The organism is Rubrivirga sp. SAORIC476, from assembly GCF_002283555.1.
In the GTDB taxonomy this organism is placed as follows: Bacteria; Bacteroidota; Rhodothermia; order Rhodothermales; family Rubricoccaceae; genus Rubrivirga.
On sequence record NZ_MVOI01000002.1, the window covers coordinates 233,421 to 253,817 of the forward strand.

The 20,397-nt window shown below is 68.8% G+C and carries 18 protein-coding genes; 1 reads left to right on the forward strand and 17 read right to left on the reverse strand.

What is annotated here, in order from left to right:
- Positions 1-11: 11 nt before the first annotated feature.
- From B1759_RS01115 to B1759_RS01185, 15 genes are all read right to left on the reverse strand, one after another.
- Entirely contained in the window at positions 12-863 is an 852-nt protein-coding gene (locus B1759_RS01115) for a sulfotransferase (protein ID WP_095513185.1), read from the reverse strand.
- Entirely contained in the window at positions 863-1,843 is a 981-nt protein-coding gene (locus B1759_RS01120) for an NAD(P)-dependent oxidoreductase (protein WP_095513186.1), read from the reverse strand. The genes B1759_RS01115 and B1759_RS01120 overlap by 1 nt, the downstream gene beginning before the upstream one ends.
- On the reverse strand, positions 1,840-3,018 hold the full coding sequence (locus B1759_RS01125) for a glycosyltransferase family 4 protein (protein WP_095513187.1): 1,179 nt from the start codon (positions 3,016-3,018) through the stop codon (positions 1,840-1,842). The genes B1759_RS01120 and B1759_RS01125 overlap by 4 nt, the downstream gene beginning before the upstream one ends.
- A complete protein-coding gene (locus tag B1759_RS01130) occupies positions 3,011-3,790 on the reverse strand; it encodes a sulfotransferase domain-containing protein (protein WP_095513188.1) in 780 nt (259 codons plus the stop codon). The genes B1759_RS01125 and B1759_RS01130 overlap by 8 nt, the downstream gene beginning before the upstream one ends.
- On the reverse strand, positions 3,790-4,674 hold the full coding sequence (locus B1759_RS01135) for a sulfotransferase domain-containing protein (protein WP_095513189.1): 885 nt from the start codon (positions 4,672-4,674) through the stop codon (positions 3,790-3,792). The genes B1759_RS01130 and B1759_RS01135 overlap by 1 nt, the downstream gene beginning before the upstream one ends.
- Positions 4,671-5,621, reverse strand: a complete 951-nt coding sequence (locus B1759_RS01140; RefSeq protein WP_095513190.1) for a hypothetical protein — start codon at positions 5,619-5,621, stop codon at positions 4,671-4,673. The genes B1759_RS01135 and B1759_RS01140 overlap by 4 nt, the downstream gene beginning before the upstream one ends.
- On the reverse strand, positions 5,622-7,049 hold the full coding sequence (locus B1759_RS01145; RefSeq protein ID WP_095513191.1) for an MBOAT family protein: 1,428 nt from the start codon (positions 7,047-7,049) through the stop codon (positions 5,622-5,624).
- On the reverse strand, positions 7,039-8,460 hold the full coding sequence (locus B1759_RS01150; RefSeq protein WP_158225052.1) for an O-antigen polymerase: 1,422 nt from the start codon (positions 8,458-8,460) through the stop codon (positions 7,039-7,041). The genes B1759_RS01145 and B1759_RS01150 overlap by 11 nt, the downstream gene beginning before the upstream one ends.
- Positions 8,461-8,524: 64 nt before the next feature.
- Entirely contained in the window at positions 8,525-10,069 is a 1,545-nt protein-coding gene (locus B1759_RS01155; RefSeq protein WP_095513193.1) for a lipopolysaccharide biosynthesis protein, read from the reverse strand.
- Positions 10,066-11,013, reverse strand: a complete 948-nt coding sequence (locus B1759_RS01160; protein ID WP_143537224.1) for a sulfotransferase domain-containing protein — start codon at positions 11,011-11,013, stop codon at positions 10,066-10,068. The genes B1759_RS01155 and B1759_RS01160 overlap by 4 nt, the downstream gene beginning before the upstream one ends.
- Positions 11,000-12,316 carry a nucleotide sugar dehydrogenase gene (locus B1759_RS01165; RefSeq protein WP_095513195.1) on the reverse strand — a complete coding sequence of 439 codons (1,317 nt, stop codon included), beginning with the start codon at positions 12,314-12,316 and terminating at the stop codon, positions 11,000-11,002. Before B1759_RS01165 ends, B1759_RS01160 begins: the two co-directional genes overlap by 14 nt.
- Positions 12,313-13,188, reverse strand: coding sequence for a glucose-1-phosphate thymidylyltransferase RfbA (gene rfbA, locus B1759_RS01170; protein WP_095513196.1), 876 nt, complete (start codon positions 13,186-13,188; stop codon positions 12,313-12,315). The genes B1759_RS01165 and rfbA overlap by 4 nt, the downstream gene beginning before the upstream one ends.
- Positions 13,185-14,219: a dTDP-glucose 4,6-dehydratase gene (gene rfbB / locus B1759_RS01175; protein WP_095513197.1), complete on the reverse strand. Its 1,035-nt coding sequence runs from the start codon at positions 14,217-14,219 to the stop codon at positions 13,185-13,187. Before rfbB ends, rfbA begins: the two co-directional genes overlap by 4 nt.
- Entirely contained in the window at positions 14,219-15,001 is a 783-nt protein-coding gene (locus tag B1759_RS01180) for an SLBB domain-containing protein (RefSeq protein WP_095513198.1), read from the reverse strand. The genes rfbB and B1759_RS01180 overlap by 1 nt, the downstream gene beginning before the upstream one ends.
- Before the next feature lie 63 nt (positions 15,002-15,064).
- Positions 15,065-17,434 (reverse strand): polysaccharide biosynthesis tyrosine autokinase, encoded by a 2,370-nt coding sequence (locus B1759_RS01185; RefSeq protein WP_095513199.1) that lies wholly within the window; start codon positions 17,432-17,434, stop codon positions 15,065-15,067.
- Positions 17,435-17,557: 123 nt separating this feature from the next.
- Between B1759_RS01185 and B1759_RS01190 the strand changes: the two genes are divergently transcribed.
- Positions 17,558-18,256, forward strand: coding sequence for a metallophosphoesterase (locus tag B1759_RS01190; RefSeq protein WP_095513200.1), 699 nt, complete (start codon positions 17,558-17,560; stop codon positions 18,254-18,256).
- Between the two features lie 39 nt (positions 18,257-18,295).
- Here the strand turns inward: B1759_RS01190 and gmd are convergent, their stop codons facing one another.
- Positions 18,296-19,366, reverse strand: coding sequence for a GDP-mannose 4,6-dehydratase (gene gmd / locus B1759_RS01195; protein WP_095513201.1), 1,071 nt, complete (start codon positions 19,364-19,366; stop codon positions 18,296-18,298).
- The gene (locus tag B1759_RS01200) at positions 19,366-20,361 is read right to left on the reverse strand and encodes a GDP-L-fucose synthase (protein ID WP_095513202.1); all 996 of its coding nucleotides are present in this window, start codon (positions 20,359-20,361) and stop codon (positions 19,366-19,368) included. The genes gmd and B1759_RS01200 overlap by 1 nt, the downstream gene beginning before the upstream one ends.
- Between the last annotated feature and the right edge of the window lie 36 nt (positions 20,362-20,397).

Genomic DNA, 20,397 nt, shown 5'->3' on the forward strand with positions numbered 1-20,397 from the left:
GGGCCAGGGGCTCAGGAGTACCCGAGCTGAGAGCGGAGGGGTTCGAGGAACGGATCGATCTCGGCCGGGTCGAGCTCGTCCTCGTAGGAGGTGCCGTTGTCCTTGTCGACGAAGGTCCGCGCGTAGTCTCGCACCTCCGTGCTGGGCGGGAGTTCGAAGAACTCCAAGATCATGGACATGACGCCTTCAGGGTCGGCCATCACGTCTTCGAAGCGGACCGTCATCTGCTGGTCCTCGGGGACGCCCTCCAGCCCGGCCAGCGCCGCCGAGACGCTCTCGCGCCACTGGGTCGCGCACGCGCCGAGGACGCCATGCTCCTCCCGCACCTCGCGGATGCCGGGGAACTGGGGGCCCCACACGAACGCCTTGGCCGGGAAGAGCTGCCGTCCGACCACGTCACGCAGCACGGACGCCGCGTAGAAGGGGGCGTCACGGAGCGGAATCTCCAGGTTGGAGAGCCGCCGCTTGAGCGCCCGCTTGTCGGGCGTCTTCGTCCACATCCGGAGGGCCGACCGCGTCACGTCCCGGCCGTCACGGACGACGTGGAGGAACTTCGCATCGGGCAGGACGGCGTGGACGAACGGGACGCGGAAGCAGTTGCTGGGCGTCTTCTCCATGAACCGCGGCTTGCCCTCCTTCTCGGCGAACGCCTCGAACTGCTTCCGGATGTACTTCCGGACGCTCGGCGTCGCCTCGTCGGCTGTGCGGACGTCGTCGGGGGCGAGAGGGCGGCCGACCTTCCACATGTACTTGGGCTCCATCCAGAAGGCCACGTCCGGATGGCGCATCAGCACGCGGCTGGTCATGGACGTGCCCGAGCGGGCGGCGCCGAGGACGACGAGGGGCTTGTCGAGGGCGGCCATCAGCTGTTCTCTTTGGCGAGGAACCACGCGGCCGTCTCGTCGACGCCCTGCTCGAAGCCCACGGGCAACGGCCCGCAGACGGCTTCGGTGGCGGAGAGGTCGATCACGTACTCCGTCAGGATGTTGTTGAGGCGGAACGAGTTGAACGGGAAGCGTCTCAGGCCGGCCGCGTTGAGCAGGTCCCCGGTCTTCGCGAGCGCTCGCGCGAGCGGCAGCGGCATCGTCGGGATCGGCTTCGCGCCGAGGCGCTTCTGCAGGCCGTCGGTGTAGGCGCGCAGGGAGAGCGGCTCGTAGTCGGCCAGGAAGAACGTCTTGCGGTGGATCGCCTCCGCGTCCACGAGCAGCATCTGGCGGTACTGGTGCGCGATGTTGGCCGCGTACGCGTACGACTTGTGGAGCGGCGAGCGCCCCGCGTGGAAGTACCGCCCCTGCTGGATGTAGCGCAGCAGCGACTGATAGTGCTCGCTCATGTGCGGCCCCCAGACGGTGGTCGGGCGCGTGATGCACCACGTGACGCCGCCGCCATCCTCCTCGCGGGTGATCTGCTCGGTCCGCACCTTGCTCTCCCCGTACACCGTCGTCGGCTTGTAGTCGGTGTCCGAGGCAGGCGTGTAGCCGATCTCGCAGACGAGCTGCGACGACGTGTAGATGGCGCGCTGTACCGAGCCCGTCGCCCGGACGGCATCGCACATGTTGCGGACGCCCGTGATGTTGTCGTCGTAGTCCTTGAGCGTCTCCCCGTCCAGGTCCGTCCGCGCCGCGAGGTGGACGACCGCCTCGGGCTGCTCGGCGGCGAAGAGCGCCAGGAGCCCGTCGCGGTCGAGGATGTTGAGGACGTGCTTGTCGTAGCCGGGGCGGCTCTCGGTCAGGTCGCGCTTGTCGACGCCGATGACGTGGTGGCCTTCGGCGACCAGCAGGTCGGTGACCCAGCGGCCGACCATGCCGTCGGTGCCGGTGACCAGGATGCGGTGCGGGGTCATGCGGAGGCGGGCAGCAGCGAGGAGAAGATCTCGTCCCAGGTGGACGCGTACCGGTCGAGGCTGAAGGTGGTCCGCACGCGGTCGAGGCCCGCCTGCGCGAGCGACGCCCGGAGGTCGGCGTCGCGGACGAGCCGCTCGATGGCGTCGGCGATGGCGACGGGGGTGGTCTCGTCGAGCAGGAGCGCGGTCCCCTCCCCCAGCGTCGACGGGATCTCGCCGACGGTGCTGGAGATGAGCGCGCAGCCGCTCGCCATGGCTTCGAGCAGCACGAGCGGCTGGGCCTCGACGGGGAACTGGCTCGGGAAGACGAACACCTGCGCGTTCTCGAACAGCGCCTCCTTCGCCTCTCCCCGCGCGCCCGGGATCCAGGTCGCCGAGACCGAGTCGGACGCGTTGATGGCCGCCAACCGCTCCTCGATCCAAGCGGCCTTCGACTCGACGGTCGTGAACCGCGTGCAGAACGACGTGAACGAGGGCGGGCCGCACAGGACCGCCTCGACGCGCCGCCCGAGGTCGCGGGTGCCGAGGATCTCCAGCGCCTCCAGGTACTCCGGGTAGCCCTTCGACTCCACGAGCAGGCTCAGGTGCAGCAGCCGGACCGGCTCCTGCTCTGCGGCATGCTGCTTTGCAATAACGGCGTCGTCCGAGACGGGTGTCAGTTCGGACGTGTTCTCCACGATCCGCACCCGGTCTACCTGGATGCCCCACTCGACCAGACGGGCGCGCTGAACGGGTCCGAGGACCGTCACCACGTCGGCCGCGCGCAGGATCCGGAGGAAGGCCTGCGCCTCGCTCTGGTCGCGCTCCCACGACATGAACACGCTCCCGTGCAGCGACACCACCACCGGCACGCCGGAGCGCACGGACTCGATCAGCCGCAGCGGCCAGCCCATCTTCGCGAACGCGACCGGGCTCTGCGGCAGGTTGATGTGCAGGATCGTCCCCGGCCTGGCCCGCAGGGCGAGCGCCGCCCAGCACCGCGCCGTCTTCGCGGCATAGCTCGCGTAGCGCTTCAGCGTCCCAGCGGTCCGGTCCAGGGCCGGGTACTCGACCGCCTGAAAGGTCCAGTCGCTGTCGGCCAGCGTGTCGCGGATCAGCGCGGTCGCGGCGTACTGGCCCGAAAAGCTGATCGGGCTGTCGTAGACGAGAGTGACCGTTCCGCCGCGACTACTCATACAGATCGAAGCCGTACGTGTCGCAGAGCTGGCGGTAGTACGTGAGCGCGCGCTCGTCGAAGTGCTCCTGCCACTGGCCCGCCGTCGCCTTGCGGGCGAAGACGAAGTTCGGATCGTGGTTCTTGAACGACTCCGTGCTCGCCTTCTGGGCGTCGCGCATGCGCTGGACGCTCGACTTCTCCAGGGCCGCCTCGATGGCCTCCACGTCGGCGTCGAGGCCGAGGTAGGCGCAGATGCCGCCGAATGCCTCGATCGGCTCGTCCTTCAGGTCCTCGTAGCGGACGATGTGACCGGCGCGGGGCTTCCACGAGGCGAAGTGCTTGAAGAATGGCTCCATGCCCATCTCCTCGTCGTAGATGAGGTCATGGATGGTGCCCTCCATCTCCAGCGTCTTCTTGGCCTTGGCGTAGTGGTAGAGCGACACCATGATGTCGCGCGGGTCGCGGACCGTCAGCATCACGCGGTTGGAGCCGAAGAGCACCGGCGAGAACGGCAGGTGCGTCTTGACCAGCCGCGGCCCCTCGAACGGCCAGGGCGTGAACATCGTCGGGTTGCCGTACTCCGGCATCGCCGCGTTGACCTCGTCGAACGTGGCCTGCGACGCGCTGCCGGTCAGGATGTTGTAGAGGAAGAAGCGGACCCAGGTGGAGCCGGTCTTCGGGTAGAACGCGAGCAGGACATCCTCGCGGTCCATCGTGAGTCGGCTGCGCCCGTAGAGGGCCAGCTTCTGGAGCACGTAGGACGGCTTGGTGAGATTGCGGCGGTGCTGCATCAGGTCCAGAGGTCGGTGAGGTCGGTGGTCACGGGCCGGTTGGCCTCCGGCAAGCGCGCGAGCACGGCCTCGGTGTGGCGGATGTGCGGCTCGAACCGAGCCAGCAGGTCGGCGCGCTGGCGGTCGGTCATCTCCTTAGGCGGCTCGGACACCTTCGACAGCAGGCGGTGCATCCGGTCGGTCACGCGCGCCAGCTTGCGGCCTTTCGTGAGGCGCTCCAGCGCGATCACCGCCCGGTTGCGTGTGTTGACCTTCGGGCGCGTCCCCAGGCTGTCCGGCACGAATGCCGGGTCGACGCCGATGTGGCGGTAGACGCGCTCGACGACGCGCGCCGGGTCCTCCTTGACCTCGTCGTAGAGGATCACGAGCAGGCTGTCCTCGCCGAACCGGTCGATGTACGGCTCCAGCTGCTGGCCGTAGAAGCCGCGCGTCACGAGCTCGTCCACGAACCGGTTCTGGTGACGCTCCGGGAAGCCGACGCCCTGGTTCAGGAAGAAGCCGAGGTGCGTGTCGAGGGGCTCGTTGTCGAGCTGGTTCTTGCGGAGCGACCAGAAGTAGGCCGAGACGAGGCGGTCCACGGGGTTGCGGAGCAGCGCGACGAGGCGCGGGGCCTCGACATGGGCCGCGATGGCCGCGGGCGCGTCCGGGTCGAGGAGGTAGTCCACCGCCACGTCGCCGCCGACGGCGCCCGCGGGCGCCTCAGGGAAGCGGTCGAGGTACCACGCGTGGCCCTTCTCCTCGTAGAGCGGGCTGCCCAGGTAGCCGTGCTCGATCTTGGCCGACGGCAGGACCACCTCGGGGTGGTCGCGGAGGCAGTAGTACAGCCACGACGTGGCCGACTTCTGGGCGCCGAGGACGAAGAACCGGAGGTCGGCGTCGGTCATGGAGTCGGCTCGGTGAGGGTCGTGTCGGCGGGCGCCGCGGAGTCGAGGTCGAAGAGGCCGTCGGCGACGAGGATCGGCGTCAGCTGGCGGGCCCCGCGGTAGTTCATGTGGACGCGGTCGGCGAACGCGGTCTCGTCGTCGATGGCTAGCGAGTAGTCCCAGACGCGCATCCCGCCTGCGGCCTCGCGCACGCTCGCGACCCACTCGTCATAGGCGGGGATGCGCTCGCGGTAGATCGGCAGGTACGGCCCGATCACGAGCCGCAGTTCGATGTCGTTCGCCTCGCAGAAGGCCACGATCTCTTGCAGCGCGGCGAGGTTCTCGGGGTTCGACCGCAGCGGCTCGGGCGTCTCGCGGCGCGTCGACGCGATCAGACCCGGCGAGATCGTGTACCGGTTGATCTCGCCCTGGTCGGTCGCCCCCGCCGCGGCCAGCGACCGGAAGAGCATCTCGCCGTTGTAGTTGTACAGGTGAAACAGCCGCCGCGCAGTCGCCACCGTCGGCGAGACCGCCTCGTTCAGGTAGGCGTCGAGGCGGGCGGACTCGCTGCCGAACGGGAAGAAGTTCTGGAGCTGGTTGACGCCCGCCGCGAGGCCGGTCACCTCCAGCACCACCAGCCGCGGCGTCGGGTTGCGCTCGACGTAGTCCCGCAGGATCACCTTCGCGAACTGCGTCGAGGTGCCGTTGAAGCTGGCGTTGAACACGGGCCGGTCGATGGCCTCCTCGATGGTCGGCTGGTGGAAGGTGTTGACGCCGCGCGAGTTGCCCAGCAGCAGGACGCCGCCCGGCGCCTCGCCGCGGTAGATCACCGCATACCGGTTGCCCGTGCCCATCATGGCCGCGTTCAGCCCGGCCGCCATCACGCGGTCGCCTACGAAGATGACCGCCACGAGCGCGAGCCCCCAGGCGACGCGCTTCCAGACGGGAGAGGTGTCGGTGGCGCTCATCTAGAACTGGAAGTAGATGAACCGTCCGCCGTCGAAGGCGCCGAACAGGAAGATGATCCAGAGCGCCGCCGCGTAGGCCAGCGTCCGGAAAACCGGGCGGTCCAGCACCACCGAGGGCAGCACCACGCGCTTGCTCCAGACCTCGACGGCGACCAGCATCCCGATCAGCAGGAAGCCCTTCAGCACGGTCACCTTGAGCTGGATGTCCGCCGGACGCAGGCTGTCGAGTGACGCGATCTGCGCGATGACCTCGGCGGAGGTGGAGAAGTCCGGGCTACGGAAGAAGATCCAGGCGAAGCAGGTCAGCAGGAACACGACCAGCATCATCAGCCCGTCCGAGACCAGCCTGGGTACCCTCAGCCGGTCCACGAGGCGGCCGTAGCTGGGGCCAAGCAGGCGCTGGACCACGAGATAGAGCCCGTGGAGCGCTCCCCACACGACAAAATTCCAGCTCGCACCGTGCCACAGTCCGCCGAGCAGCATCGTGAGCGAGAGGTTGCGGTATGTCTTGAGCGTCCCCCCGCGGTTGCCGCCGAGCGGGATGTAGAGGTAGTCGCGCAGCCAGCTCGACAGCGAGATGTGCCAGCGGGTCCAGAACTCGCTGAAGCTCTTCGAGAAGTACGGCGTGTCGAAGTTGACCCCGAAGTCGAAGCCCAGCATCCGCGCCAGCCCGATGGCGATGTCCGAGTAGCCCGAGAAGTCGCAGTAGATCTGGAAGGCGTAGAAGAACACCCCGATGGCCACGCTGATGGGTGTGAACGCCTCCGGGGCGTCGAACACCCGGTCCACGAACGGCGCCAGCGAGTCGGCGATGGCCACCTTCTTGACGTACCCCAGCAGCACCTGCCCGAGGCCGAGGAGGAAGCCGCTCCAGAGGAACGGGTGGTCCCGCTTGAGCTGGGGCAGCAGCAGGCTCGCCCGCACGATGGGCCCGGCCACCAGCTGCGGGAAGAAGGCCACGTAGGTCGCGAACCGGAGCAGGTTGCGCTCCACCTCGATGGACCCGCGATACAGGTCGATCGAGTAGCTCAGCGTCTGGAACGTGTAGAACGAGATGCCGACCGGCAGGATCACCTGCAGGAACATCGGCGACTCGCTGAAGCCGAACACCGCCGTCGCCCGGTAGACCGAGTCGAGGAAGAAGTTGAAGTACTTGAAGACGGCCAGCAGCCCCAGGTTGCTCACCAGGCTCAGCATCAGCCATCGCTTCTTGACCGCCTGCGCCTCCGCCTCGACGATCTTGATGCCGACGCTGTAGTCGATGCCCGTCGAGAGCGCGATCAGCCCCAGGAAGCGCCAGTCCCACCAGCCATAGAACAGGTAGCTCGCCGCGAGGCAGACCACGATGCGCGCCGTCCCCCGGGTCGCGAAGTAGGCGACCAGGAACAGCGGGAGGAAGACCAGGAACGGGATGCTGTTAAACAGCATGCGACCTCGGGCCCTGCCGGACGCGCACGAAGAAGATGATGGCCAGCAGCGGGACGACGGCGACGCCCAGCGCCACCATCATCTGGCTGAACCCGCCTGTGATCGTGGTCCAACTCACGGGGATGAGCGTGACCGCGTACAGCGACGCACCCGACGCGGTGTGCAGCACCGGCCTGAAGAGCTCATAGCACCATCGCAGGCCCACCCCGATCAGGAACGGGCAGAACAGCACCCCCAGGTAACCGAAGTTCAGGAACGCCTCGGCGATCATACCTGGTGGCACGCCCGCCCGCTGCATCCCGAAGATCTGCTGCCCGATGATGGGCCCGGCCCCGAGCGCCGGCTTGTCGAGCCAGACGGTGCGCGGGACCGGCATGAACACCCACGCGACGTAAGTCATCCCGTACTGGTAGGTCAACTGATCCGGGACCCCCTCGATGATGTGCGAGGTCTTGGTGAGGTCCAGAAAGTGCCGGCTCCCGACGGTGGTCTCCAATAGCGCGTTGACGCCGAGGAAGTCTCCGAAGCTGCTCACCTCGGCAGCTTTCGGGCGCAGCGCCGTCAGCAGGAGCAGGAGCGCCAGCATGCCGATGCCTATGGCGGTCACCATCCAGGTGGGGATCCGGCCGCGGACGCACTTCCAGATCACCAGCGCCTCCAGCAGGATCATCAGGACCTTGGTGCGGCTGCTGTTGAAGAAAGGAAACACGACCGACATGAACACCAGCAGACCGATGAACACCATCTCCACCTTGCCGATCTTGGCCTTCCGCCCGAGCGCCCACGCCAGCACGAACAGGAACACCGGCCCGACCACCGAGGCGGCGGTGCGGTAGTACCCGAGGGCACTCCGCTCGAACTCGGCCCCCTCGACCTCATAGAACCGCTTGCGCGAGAAGTCCTCGATCACGCCCGAGAGCCCGAGCTTTCCGATGTAGAGGTACATCGCCGCCAGCGCGATCGCCATGCTGACGAAGCCGACCAGCACCAACCGATCCCGGCTCCAGACCGGCGTGGCAAACACACGCAGCCGACTCAGGCCGGGGCGGGGCAGCACGAGGAGGTAGCCCACGCTGAGCATCGACAGCCCCACCAGCGCCAGGAACGCCCCATTCAGCAGGAACGCGGGCTCCTGGCGGTTCAGCAGCAGGTACCCTTCCATGTACTCCGGGCCGAACGCGATGTAGGCGGGCTTCAGCGTGATCCCGACCAGGACCGCCAGCATCACGAAGCTCAGCGGCTCGATGGGCTGGTAGTCGGGCTTGAGGAACGGCACCCAGAGCAGCACCGCCAGGCAACAGGCCCCCGCCACGTTGAGCAGCGCATAGTCCACCGATCCGAGCGCCACCACCGACGCAACGGCCGCCCCCAGCACGAATACGATCACGGCAGACCCCACGAGCAGGATCACGCGGCGAGCGCCCGAGATGCGTTGGCGCGGGCGAGCGCCAGTCTGGGCTCGGAGGGTGGGGGCGCTAGGGAGCATCCGCGGTGGGGGGACGGGAGGAGGCGCCGGGCATCAAACGGCCGACCAGCGGCAACCGACTCAAGGCGTCGCGGTCGACGAGAGACTCGCCCGGCCAGCCCAGGAGCGCGAGCGGGAAAGCTAGACACAGGCCCAGTTTCGCAAGGACGCCCAGGACAGAAGGTTCGTTGAACACCAGCCCCCCCACGACGCCGAGGCCGATCGCCACAGCCGATCCTACGCCCACCTTGCGCCACTCCACCGCCACCGGGTAGCTCCGCTTCGCGAAGTACAGCGACGAGCCCGAGGCGGCCAGATAGGCCATAATGGTCGCCAGCGCCGCGCCGACGATGCCGAGCCACGGAACCAGGACAACGAGCCCGACGACGTTGGCCAGCAGGCCCAGCCCGGTGGACGTCGAGATGTGCTTCGTCTTCTTGACCAGGAAGAGTGGCAGCATGAAGAACTGGTTCGCCGCGTGGAAGACGTGAGCGACCACCACCAGTTGCAGGATCAGCACCGACCCGGCGTACTCCCGGCTCGCCACCACGGCGATGATCTCGGGGGCGAACAGGAACAGCCCCAGGGAGATGAACAGGATCAGCAGGAAGATGGTCGTGAAGGTCGTCGTGAACATCCTCGGCCCCCGCTCCGTCTCGCCCGTCCGGAAGAACTGGGCGAGCCACGCGTTCGAGATCGAGATGCTGACGATCGTCAGCAGCGTCCCCATCTGGTAGCCGATGCCATAGACTCCTAACGCCTCCAGGCTAACCTTCGATTCCAGCACGAGCCGGTCGGCGAACGTGATGCCCCAGATGAACAGGAGGTGCGGCAGCAGCACGATCGAGTAGCGGAACGCCTCGCCGAGCTTGCCGAACGTCGGCTTCAGGCGCGCAGGAGCGTTGATCAGCACGCCCGAGATGACCGCCCACGCTGCGTAGCCGATCACCTGCCCCCAGAGCACGCCCTCGACCCCCATCCCCCGGCCCGCGACGAGGTAGATGATCGCCCCGGTGATGGTCACCATCTGGAGGATCGTGAACACCGTGTTGGCGGTCGGCTGCTGGCGGACGATGTAGCGCATCAGCGGGATCGTGGCGCTCCCCTGCAACGCTGCGATCAGGATCGACAGGACCAGATAGGAGGGTTTGATCTGGGAGCCGACGTACTGGCCCCACAGCGGCACGCTCAGGATCAGCAGCACCGACAGCGCGACGGCCACCGCCGTCACCACCCACCAGATCCCTGCCGTGAACCGGTCGGCGTCTCGCTCGACCTCGAAGTCGACGTAGTACCGTTTGATGGCCTGCCCGAGGCCGAGGGGGTACACCCGCGCCAGCGCGTAGGAGACCGCCTGCAGGAACACCACGATCCCCACCTCGGCCTGCGTGAGGTAGCGGACGTAGAACGGGACGAGGAGGAACTTGGCGAGGTTCGTTACCAGCGCCCCGGCGACGTAGATCACCGACGCGCTCCCCATCCGCTTGCCCAGCCCCCTGCCGGCTCGCGTGGGGGCCTGCGTCGATGGCTCGTCGGTCGCTTCGGGCGAGGTCACCGGGTCGCCTCGGGGGAGGCCGGGGGCGTCTTACCGGCTGCCTCGGTCGGGTGGATCGCACGCCACGACGGGCGTGGCCGACCGACCCACTGCTCGATGAACCGGATGTCCTCCTCGAACCGCTCGATGAGCGTCGCCCGGAGGTCAGGCTCCAGCGGCGGGTACGCGTTGGGGACTGAGAGCCGCCGCTCCAGCTTCCGCTGCGTCCGCCCGAACGCCTGGCGGACCGGGTGCGGCAGCGCGACGCCGACCGTCGCCCGGAGACGCTCCGAGAGGCGGCGGATCCAGGGGAAGCGCGGCAGCCGCTGCACGTTGAACCGGTTTCCAATGGACGCCGGCCGGAATGCGGGGTCGACGCCGATGAAGCGGAAGACCTCCTCGAGGATCCGCTCGGGCTCGTTGTCGAGGTCTTCCTTCACGATGACCATGATCTGGTCCCGGTCGAAGTGCTCCAGAAAGCGCTCGATGTTGGCCTTGTAGTGGCTCGTCGTCTCGAAGTAGCGCTCGCGCGGGTGGTCCGTGTCGACGAGGTCGCGGAACGGCCCCATGTCCCAGCCCGCCTTCTGCTCCTGCCAGTAGTGCGAATACATGCGGTCGGCGGGGTCGCGGACCATCATGATCAGGCGCACATCCGGCACGTGCTGCCGGATCAGCCGTGGCGCGTCCTGGGCGACGAAGTAGATCGTGGACGCCTCGCCCCGCGTGCCACCCTCGGGCGCGTCGCGCCACAGCTCGTCGTACCAGTCCCAGCCACGGTGGTAGGTGCCCGAGCGCGGGATCGCAGCGTCCACGACGCCGTGCGCCATGCCGCCCTTGGCCTCGGTGAAGAAGCGCGGCTCCTTGATATACGTCATCCCCACCTCGGGATGCGCGTCGAGGTAGTGCCAGAGCGCGGTCGTGCCGCACTTCGCGGCGCCAGCGATGATGAAGTCAGGCGTGGCCACCGGGGTGCTCTGGGTCAGGGTGATCACTCGCCGGGACCGGGCCACGGGAGTTGAGGAAGACGTCGGTCGAGGCGGCCAGGCGCGCGGGATCGTACCCCGCGTGGTCCGTCACCAGGAGGACCGCGTCGGCCGCGCCGAGCGCGACGTCGAGGTCGGCGACGCTCGTGAGCGCCATGTGGTTGTGCTGGAGCGCGGGCACGTGCGGGTCATGGTACTGGACATCGGCCCCCTTCTCGTCGAGAAGCGCGAGAATGTCGAGCGCAGGCGACTCCCGGAGGTCGGCGACGTCCGGCTTGTAGGCGACGCCGAGCACGAGGACCGTGCTGCCGCGGACCGCCTTGCCCTGCTCGTTGAGCGCGTCCTGCACCTTGCGCAGCCAGAAGCGAGGCATCGAGGTATTGACCTCACTCGCCAGTTCGATGAACCGCGCCGTGTAGTCGAGCCCGCGCAGCTTCCACGACAGGTAGTGGGGGTCGACGGGCAGGCAGTGGCCGCCGAGACCGGGCCCGGGCGTGAACCGCATGAAGCCGAACGGCTTCGTCGCCGCCGCCTCGATCACCTCCCAGGCGTCCAGCCCGAGGCGGTCGCACATGAGCAGCAGTTCGTTCGCCAGCCCGATGTTGACCGCGCGGAAGGTGTTCTCGAAGATCTTCGTCAGTTCCGCGACCTCGGGCGAGCTGACCGGGACGACGGTGTCTACGGCCGCCGCGTAGAGCGCGGTGCCCACGTCGAGGCACGCGGGCGTCATGCCCCCCATCACCTTCGGGGTCGTGCGTGTGGTCCAGTCGGTGCGACCCGGGTCCACGCGCTCGGGCGAGAAGACCACGAAGGCGTCCTCCCCCACCGTCAGCCCGCGGGCGTCGAGCAGCGGCACCAGCACCTCGCGGGTCGTGCCCGGGTAGGTGGTGCTCTCCAGCACGACCAGCTGGCCCGGCCGCATCCGCTCCGCGACGGCCTCAGAGGCGGCGAGCACGTGGGAGAGGTCGGGGTCGCGGGTCTTGCGGAGCGGCGTCGGGACGCAGATGGAGATCGCGTCCACGTCGGCGAGGACATCGGGGTCGGTGGTGACCCGCATGCCCGCGTCGAGGGCGGCGCGAAGCGTGGCGTCCGCCACGTCCTCGACATGGGAGCGGCCTGCAGCCAGCTCTGCCACTCGCGCCGCGCTCGTGTCGAAGCCGACCACGGGGAAGCCTGCTTCGGCGAAGGCGACCGCGAGCGGCAGCCCGACGTACCCGAGGCCGACGATGGCGACCTGCGCGTCGCGCGTGGCGATCCGATCGAGCAAGCGAGCGTGCAACGTCACGACGAGGCCCCTTCGGCGAGCGCTGCCACGTACGCCCCGTAGTCGTTAGAGGCGAGATCCCGCGCGAGAACGGCGAGTTGATCGCGCGAGATGAAGCCCTGCCGGAAGGCGATCTCCTCCGGGCAGGCGATCATCAGCCCCTGACGCGCCTGGACCGAGTGGACGAACGCGGAGGCATCCAGGAGCGACTCGTGCGTCCCGGCGTCGAGCCACGCGATGCCGCGGCCCAGCACCTCGACATCGAGCGTTCCCTGGTCCAGGTAGTGGCGGTTCACGTCGGTGATCTCCAACTCCCCCCGCGCCGAGGGGGTCAGCTCGGCGGCGACCTCCACCACGTCCGGGCCGTAGGCGTAGAGCCCGGCGACGGCGAGGTTGGAGCGCGGCTGGGTCGGCTTCTCTTCGATGTGAACCGCACGCCTGTCCGTGCCCAACTCGACGACGCCGTAGCGCTCCGGGTCGCGTACCGGGTAGGCGAAGATGGTGGCGCCCTCGGTCCGGCCCGCCGCACGCCCGAGGTGGGCGGACAGGCCGCCTCCGTAGATCACGTTGTCGCCCAGGATCATCATCACCGGGGCGCCGGCGAGGAAGTCGCGCCCAACGCGGAACGCATCGGCGAGGCCGCGGGGCTGATCCTGGACGGCGTACTGGAGGTCGAGGCCCCAGCCCGCACCATCGCCGAGGAGTCGGCGAAAGGCGGGGAGGGCGTCGGGCGTCGAGATGACGAGGATCTCCCGGATGCCCGCCAGCATCAGCGTGCTCAGCGGGTAGTAGATCATCGGCTTGTCGTAGACCGGCAGCAATTGCTTGCTGACGACTGCCGTGGCCGGATTCAGCCGGGTGCCGTGGCCGCCAGCGAGGAGGATGCCCTTCATGCCCCCGCCTCCGCCTCGGCGAGCACGGTCGAGACCCAACTCTGATGATCGAGGTACCAGTCGACGGTCGCCTCCAGGCCCGTCCGGAGCGACTGACTCGGCGACCAGCCGAGCGCTTCGATCTTGGCCGTGTCGACGGCGTAGCGGCGGTCGTGGCCGGGCCGGTCGGTCACGAACGTGATCAGGTCCGCGTGCGGGGCCGACGCCGGGCGCCGCTCGTCGAGGATCGCGCACAGCATCCGCACGAGGTCCAGGTTGCCCACCTCGGCATGGCCTCCGACGTTGTAGGTCTCCCCGACCGCTCCTCGCTCGATGACCGTCCAGATGGCGTCGCAGTGGTCGTCGACGAAGAGCCAGTCGCGGACGTTGGCGCCGTCGCCATAGACCGGGATGGGCTCCCCCGCGAGCGCCCGCTGGAGGACGACCGGGATCAGCTTCTCCGGGTACTGGCGCGGCCCGTAGTTGTTGGAGCAGTTGGTGATCGAGACCGGCAACCCGTACGTCCGCCCGCTGGCGCGGACCAGATGGTCGGAGCCCGCCTTGGAGGCCGAATACGGCGACGAGGGCGCGTAGGGCGTCTGCTCCGTGAACGCGGGGTCGTCGGGCCCGAGATCGCCGTAGACCTCATCCGTCGACACGTGGTGGAAGCGGACCCCGTCGGCTCCGTCCCACACCTCGCGGCACGCGTCGAGGAGGGTCTGGGTGCCGAGCACGTTGGTCTCGACGAAGGCGCTGGGGCCGGAAATCGAGCGATCCACGTGCGACTCGGCCGCGAGGTGGACGACGAGCCCGACCGCGTGCTCCCGAAGTAGGTCCCGCACGAGCGCTCCGTCGCGGATGTCGCCGTGCACGAACGTGTGGCGCTCGGCCCCGTCCAGGTCCGCCAGACTGGCGACCGAGCCCGCGTAGGTCAGCGCGTCGAGCGTAACGACGCGGTGCTCGGGCCGGCGCGCCAGCGCAGACCGGACCATGGCCGACCCGATGAAGCCCGCCCCGCCGGTGATCAGGACCCCCGGTCGCTGGGAGCGCATCAGTTGCTCGTGTTCAGAAAGCGGATGATCTGCACGACCGCAATCAACCCGGAGGTCGCGACGCCCGCCGCCGTCAGCGTGTCGCGCGTGGTCCACCCGGAGTCCGTCACGGAGTCGATCTCGATCACATCGCCGTCCAGCAGGTCGGGCGACGGACCGGAGAGAAAGGTCGCCAGCGTCTCCTGGTACGTCGGGATTCCGTCGGCCACGTCGCCGCGGTAGATGCGGACCGTGGTCTCGCGCGTCTCGTTGGCGCGGAGCGGCGTGTAGTCGGGCCCTCCCGCCAGGGCGACGGCGTCGCGCGCCGAGAAGGACGGCCCGACCTCGTAGGTACCGGGCCGGGCCACCGCGCCGACGACCGCGACTCGGGCTGCCGTCTCATACTCGACCTCGATCACGTCGCCGTACTGGATCGCGGGCGGCTCGGAGGTATTGAGGAACGACTGAAGCGTCGCCTCATAGACGGGCGTGCCGCGGCCGGCACGGTACAGCCGGAGGACCAGCTCCGGGTCGCCTTCCATGGGCGTGCGCTCGCTCGACACGCCCGCGAGCGTCAGGACCCCCATCAGGTCGAACTCCGGCCCCAGGTCGTAGACGCCGGGTCGCGCGACGCGCCCCCAGACATTGACGCGGGTGATGGCCTGACCGGGCTGGGCGTTGACGAAGTATCCCCCGGGGGTGACCTGGCGTCCCTCGATGACCCCGAGCGAGCCCCCTTGCGTCGGGGGTTGCGCCGAGGCGGACGCGGTCAGGATCAGGGCGAGGACGGCGAGAGCGCGCATGGAGAGGGCTTCACGGCCATGGAATGGCCTACGGACAGAGGGAGGAAACGACGGGACTCCGCGTTATGCGTCGGGCTGGTCGGCGGCCTTCGGGCTGCCGTATCCGTACGCGTTGCCATAGCGGTAGGCGTACTTGTAGCGGTAGCCGTACGCCTGGCGGACGTCGAACGCGTTGAGCACGAGGCCGCTCGGCTTGGTGCCGACGTCCTTCAGCGCGGCCAACGCCGAGTTGAGTTCGAAGTCCTTCGTCTGGCCCGCACGGGCGATCACGAGCGTCGCGTCGCACTGGGTCGAGAGCAGCACGGCATCGGTCGCGGCCAGCACCGGCGGGGCGTCGAAGATGATGATGTCGAACTTGGTCCGCATGTCCGCGATCAGGTCGCGCATCCGGCGCGAGCCGATCAGCTCGGACGGGTTCGGGGCGAGCGACCCGGCCGGGAGCACGTAGAGGTCGTCGGCCAGCTGGTCGAGGGTCGTTGCCTGGATCGACTCGGACGAGAAGAGCTGCTGGACGAGGCCCGGCTCGCGAGAAATGCCCAGCTTCTTGTGGACCGTCGGGCGCCGGAGGTCGGCGTCGACCAGGAGCACGCGGCGGCCTGCCTGCGCGAACACGACGGCCAAGTTGGACGACGTGACCGACTTACCCTCACTCGGATTGGAAGAGGTCACCAGGATCGTCTGGATGACCACGTCCGGGCGGCTGAACTGGATGTTCGTCCGCAGCGCGCGGTAGGACTCAGAGGCGGTGGCCATCGGGTTGAGCAGCGACACGACGTGCGTGTCCACCATCCGGCCGTTGACCTCGGCGACATCGGCCCCCCCGTACTCCTCCTTCACGAGCGCAGTCGTCGACGGCACCGTGCCGATGATGGCGTGGCCGAGCTTGGCGAGGTCGTCCGGCGTGTGGATCCGGTGGTCGAGGCGCACCTTGCCGATGGCGAGGAGCGAGCCGAAGACGAGGCCGCAGAGCAGCGCCAGGATCGTGTTGCGGGCGCGGAGCGGCGAGAACGGCGCCGGGGTGGGGAACGCCGGGCGGATCACGCGGGCGTAGCCTAGCTGCGACTGCTCGGCGACGCGCGCCTGCTGGAGGTTCTGCTCCAGGGCGCCGTAGAGCGTCTCGGCGGCCTGCCGCTCGCGCTCCAGCTGCGCCAGCTCGATGGACTGCGCCGGGACGTTGGACAGCTCGCTCTCGTACTGCCCGAGCCGGGAGCTGACCTGGCTCACTTCGGCCTCGAGGCCGCGGACGGCGACGCGAGCGGCCGAGATCTGGGCCCGGAGGTCGGCGGCGCGGACGAATCCGGAGCGTTGATCGTCCGGGCTGGAGCCCGAGGCGAGCGACTGCGCCGAGAGCTGCCGCGCGATGCGCTCCTGGTCCGCCTCGACGCGCGCGAGCTCCGTGCGGAGACGCGCGATGTTGGCCGGTGGGTTGGTGTCGTTGCGGAGTGCCGGGTTCTGACGGTAGAAGACCTCCAGCTCGGCGTTCAACTGCTGGATCCGCTCGCGGGCCGCGGCCAGCTCACTGTCGAGGTTGGACGAGAGGCGCGTCCCGAGTTGGCTCTCCAGGCGGGACAGCTCGCTCTGGAGCGCCGCCAGCTCCGCCCGCTTCGTGACGAGGTTGACCTGTGCCTGGTCGCGGCGCGCGTCGAGCGTCGCGATCTGGTCGACGAGGCGGGAGGTCTCCTCCTGAAGCGCCACGGCGCCCTCGCGAAGCATGTACTGCTCCACGGCCGCGTCGGTCTCCTGGAGGCGGTCGTTCTGCGTCTCCACCTGGTCCTCCAAAAACTCACGCGAGGCCGAGGCGCCGGAGCGGCTCTGGTCCTGCGTCAGTTGAGCGAAGGCCTCGGCATAGGTGTTGGAGATCAGCGCCGCCTCCTGAGGGTCCGTGCTGACCGCGTTGACGCGGATGGCGTCCGCGCCGCCGGTCTCCATGGTCGACTTGATGGAGCCGCGCTGGAGCCGGAAGGCGACCTCCTGGACCGTGAGCGGCGTCGAGGGGTCATCGTCCCTGAGGATCGGCAGGGGACGGTTGGTGCCCGGCACCGTCTCCGCCTCGATGAGCCGGGCGGCGACCGCTTCGGCGAGCGGCATCGACTGGTCGAGGACCAGCAGTTCGTTGCTGAGGTTGCGCTCCTGCCGCCAGAAGCCGGACGGCATCGCCTCCGGCAGCACGTCCGCGAGGTCCGTGTCGGTCTTGTCCACCAGAAGGATCGCGTACGAGCGGTACTTCGAGGGGCTCAGCATCGAGTACACCATCACCGGGATGGTGAGCGCGAGCACCGCACCGAGGATGATCCACTTGCCGCGGAGCAGGATGTCCAGGAGCGCCCGGAGGTCGATCCCGTCGCGATCTCCGTAGTAGAACGGGTCTTCTCCGCGAACAGGGGCGCCGGGAGCGCCGCGGTCTGCCGCCGTCGGATACGGTTGATCGATCATGGTGGGGAGGGGCTTTAGAGGAGCACACGCGAATATAGGCCGTAGCCGCCATCTGACACCCCGACGGAGGGTGTCCGGCCGGAACGGCAGGTAACTTCATAGGCCCTCGTCCGGACCTCCGTTTTGCTCGTCGCTGTTCTCTCTGACATCCACGCCAACCTGCCTGCGCTGCGCACGGCTCTGCAGCTCGCCGAGGCTCGGGGCGCCGACGCGCTGGTCAACCTCGGCGACGTGGTCGGCTATGGCCCCTCCCCTTCGGAGTGCCTGGAAATCGTGCGGACGGAGTTCGCGGTCAACATCCTGGGCAACCACGACGCAGCGGTCGCGGGCTCCGACGACGAGGCGCTGCCCCGCGACGGCCGCGCCGCGGTCGACCTGCATCGGGCGATGCTCTCCGACGACCAGCGGGCGTGGCTGCGCGACCTGCCCCTCGTCGCCGAGGCCTTCGACGCCACGTTCGTCCACGCGGCGCCGTTCAAGCCCGAGAAGTGGCCGCGGCTGGAGTCGATGCGCGACACACAGATCCAGTTCGACGCCTTCGACACGCCGATTTGCTTCATCGGCCACTCCCACCGGCAGGCGATCGTGGCGGACACGCTGGGCGTTTTCCGCGTCCGCGAGGGGCACCGCTACCTCGTCAACGTGGGCAGCGTCGGGCAACCCCGCGACCGCGACCCGCGCCTCGGGTTCGCGCTGTTCGACACGGAGGCCTTCACGGTGGAGTTGCTCCGGGAGCACTACGACCGCGCCCAGACCGTCGCCGAGATCGCGAAGGTGGGCCTGCCCAAGGCGCTCGGGGACCGCCTCCAGCGCGGGGTCTGACCCGCCCGCCTCGGCACCGAGGCGGAGCGGATCACGGCGCTACGCCACTTCCGGCTGGACGTGGGCGACGGCGAGGTCGGCGGTGACCATCTCGGCGGCCAGCTGCTCCACGGTCACCCCCGGCTCCCAGCCCAGCTCGCGCTTGGCCTTCGACGGGTCGCCGAGGAGCTGCTCGACCTCGGTCGGGCGGTAGTAGCGCGGATCGACGCGGACGATGGCTGCGCCGGTGTCCTCCCGGTACCCGACCTCCTCCTCGGCCTCGCCCTCCCAGCGCACCGCGATGCCGACGGCCTTGAAGGCCATGTCGCAGAAGTGGCGCACGGTCGTCATGTGGCCGGTCGCGAGCACCCAGTCGTCGGGCGTGTCGTGCTGCAGGATGCGCCACATGCCCTCGACGTAGTCGCGGGCGTGGCCCCAGTCGCGCTGGGCATCCATGTTGCCCAGGTAGAGCGTGTCCTGCAGGCCCAGCGAGATGCGGGCGGCGGCGCGCGTGATCTTGCGTGTCACGAACGTCTCGCCGCGCCGCGGCGACTCGTGGTTGAACAGGATGCCGTTGGTCGCGAACAGGTCGTACGCCTCGCGGTAGTTGACCGTGATCCAGTAGGCGTAGAGCTTGGCGACGGCGTAGGGCGAGCGCGGGTAGAACGGCGTCGTCTCGGACTGCGGCACCTCCTGCACCTTGCCGTACAGCTCACTCGTGGACGCCTGGTAGAAGCGCGTGTCGGTCAGGCCCAGGATGCGGATGGCCTCCAGCAGACGCAGCGTGCCGATGCCGTCGGCGTTGGCCGTGTACTCCGGGCTTTCGAAGCTGACCGCCACGTGGCTCATGGCCGCGAGGTTGTAGATCTCGTCCGGCTGGACCTCCTGCACGATCCGGATCAGGTTCGTGGAGTCCGTCAGGTCGCCGTAGTGGAGCTTGAACCGGACCTCCTCCTCGTGTGGATCCTGGTAGAGGTGGTCGATGCGCTGCGTGTTGAACGAAGACGCGCGGCGCTTCAGGCCGTGGACCTCGTAGCCCTTGGCGAGGAGCAGTTCGGCGAGGTAGGACCCGTCCTGGCCGGTCACGCCGGTGATGAGGGCGCGGCGGCGGGGTTGTGTGATCTCGGACATCAAGCGGTGGCCTCGACAGAGGCGGTGGAATCGAGGAACCAGTCGTAGGTGGAGGCGATGCCGTCCCGGAGGCCGACCGAGGCGGACCAGCCCAGGTCATGCAGGCGGCTCACGTCCAGCAGCTTGCGGGGCGTGCCGTCGGGCTTATCGGTATCCCAGCGCATCTCGCTCTCGGCGCCGACCACGTCGCGGATCAGCTCTGCGAGTTCGCGGATCGACAGGTCGTCCCCGACGCCGACGTTGAGCAGGCCATCCGGCGCGGCGGCGCGCATCGTGGCCTCGTCGAGGTGGAGCACGAAGGCGACCGCGTCGGCGAGGTCGTCGGCGTGGAGGAACTCGCGCTTCGGGGAGCCGGTGCCCCAGAGCGTCACCGGCGCGTCGGAGCCGTCCGCCTCGGCGCCCTTGGCCTCGTGAAAGCGGCGGATCAGCGCCGGAAGCACGTGGCTCGACTGCAGGTCGAAGTTGTCGCCCGGGCCGTAGAGGTTGGTCGGCATCAGGTTGATGACGTCGTCCCCGTGCTGGCGGTGGAGCGCCTCGGCGATCTCGATGCCCGCGATCTTGGCGATGGCGTAGGGTCGGTTGGTCGGCTCCAGGGGCCCCGTCAGGAGGTGCTCCTCCTTCATAGGCTGGGGCGCCTCGCGTGGGTAGATGCAGGATGAGCCCAGGTTCACGACGCGCCCGGTTTCGCCCAGCCCGGCCTCGTGGGCGGCCATCAGCACCTGGTAGGCGATCGCGAGGTTGTCGCCCACGAAGTCGGCCGGGAAGTCGCGGTTGGCGAGGATGCCGCCCACCTTGGCCGCAGCCAGGACCACGTGCGTCGGCTGCTCGGCTTCGAAGAACGCGCGGACGGCGGCGCCGTCGCGCAGGTCGAGTTCGGCGCTCGTGCGCGTGACCATCTCGACGCCGTCGGCGGCGAGGCGGCGCACGACGGCGGAGCCGACGAGCCCGCGGTGGCCCGCGACGAAGACTCGGGAATCGGGAGTGAGTGCGGGCATGTCCGGGGGGAGGGCGAGGCCCCCAAAACTACACCG

Excerpts from the sequence above, each read along its gene's own strand:
- B1759_RS01115 (WP_095513185.1), bottom strand. The coding sequence starts at position 863 with ATGGCCGCCCTCGACAAGCCCCTCGTCGTCCTCGGCGCCGCCCGCTCG.
- B1759_RS01120 (WP_095513186.1), bottom strand. The coding sequence starts at position 1,843 with ATGACCCCGCACCGCATCCTGGTCACCGGCACCGACGGCATGGTCGGC.
- B1759_RS01125 (WP_095513187.1), bottom strand. The coding sequence starts at position 3,018 with ATGAGTAGTCGCGGCGGAACGGTCACTCTCGTCTACGACAGCCCGATC.
- B1759_RS01130 (WP_095513188.1), bottom strand. The coding sequence starts at position 3,790 with ATGCAGCACCGCCGCAATCTCACCAAGCCGTCCTACGTGCTCCAGAAG.
- B1759_RS01135 (WP_095513189.1), bottom strand. The coding sequence starts at position 4,674 with ATGACCGACGCCGACCTCCGGTTCTTCGTCCTCGGCGCCCAGAAGTCG.
- B1759_RS01140 (WP_095513190.1), bottom strand. The coding sequence starts at position 5,621 with ATGAGCGCCACCGACACCTCTCCCGTCTGGAAGCGCGTCGCCTGGGGG.
- B1759_RS01145 (WP_095513191.1), bottom strand. The coding sequence starts at position 7,049 with ATGCTGTTTAACAGCATCCCGTTCCTGGTCTTCCTCCCGCTGTTCCTG.
- rfbA (WP_095513196.1), bottom strand. The coding sequence starts at position 13,188 with ATGAAGGGCATCCTCCTCGCTGGCGGCCACGGCACCCGGCTGAATCCG.
- rfbB (WP_095513197.1), bottom strand. The coding sequence starts at position 14,219 with ATGCGCTCCCAGCGACCGGGGGTCCTGATCACCGGCGGGGCGGGCTTC.
- B1759_RS01180 (WP_095513198.1), bottom strand. The coding sequence starts at position 15,001 with ATGCGCGCTCTCGCCGTCCTCGCCCTGATCCTGACCGCGTCCGCCTCG.
- B1759_RS01185 (WP_095513199.1), bottom strand. The coding sequence starts at position 17,434 with ATGATCGATCAACCGTATCCGACGGCGGCAGACCGCGGCGCTCCCGGC.
- gmd (WP_095513201.1), bottom strand. The coding sequence starts at position 19,366 with ATGTCCGAGATCACACAACCCCGCCGCCGCGCCCTCATCACCGGCGTG.
- B1759_RS01200 (WP_095513202.1), bottom strand. The coding sequence starts at position 20,361 with ATGCCCGCACTCACTCCCGATTCCCGAGTCTTCGTCGCGGGCCACCGC.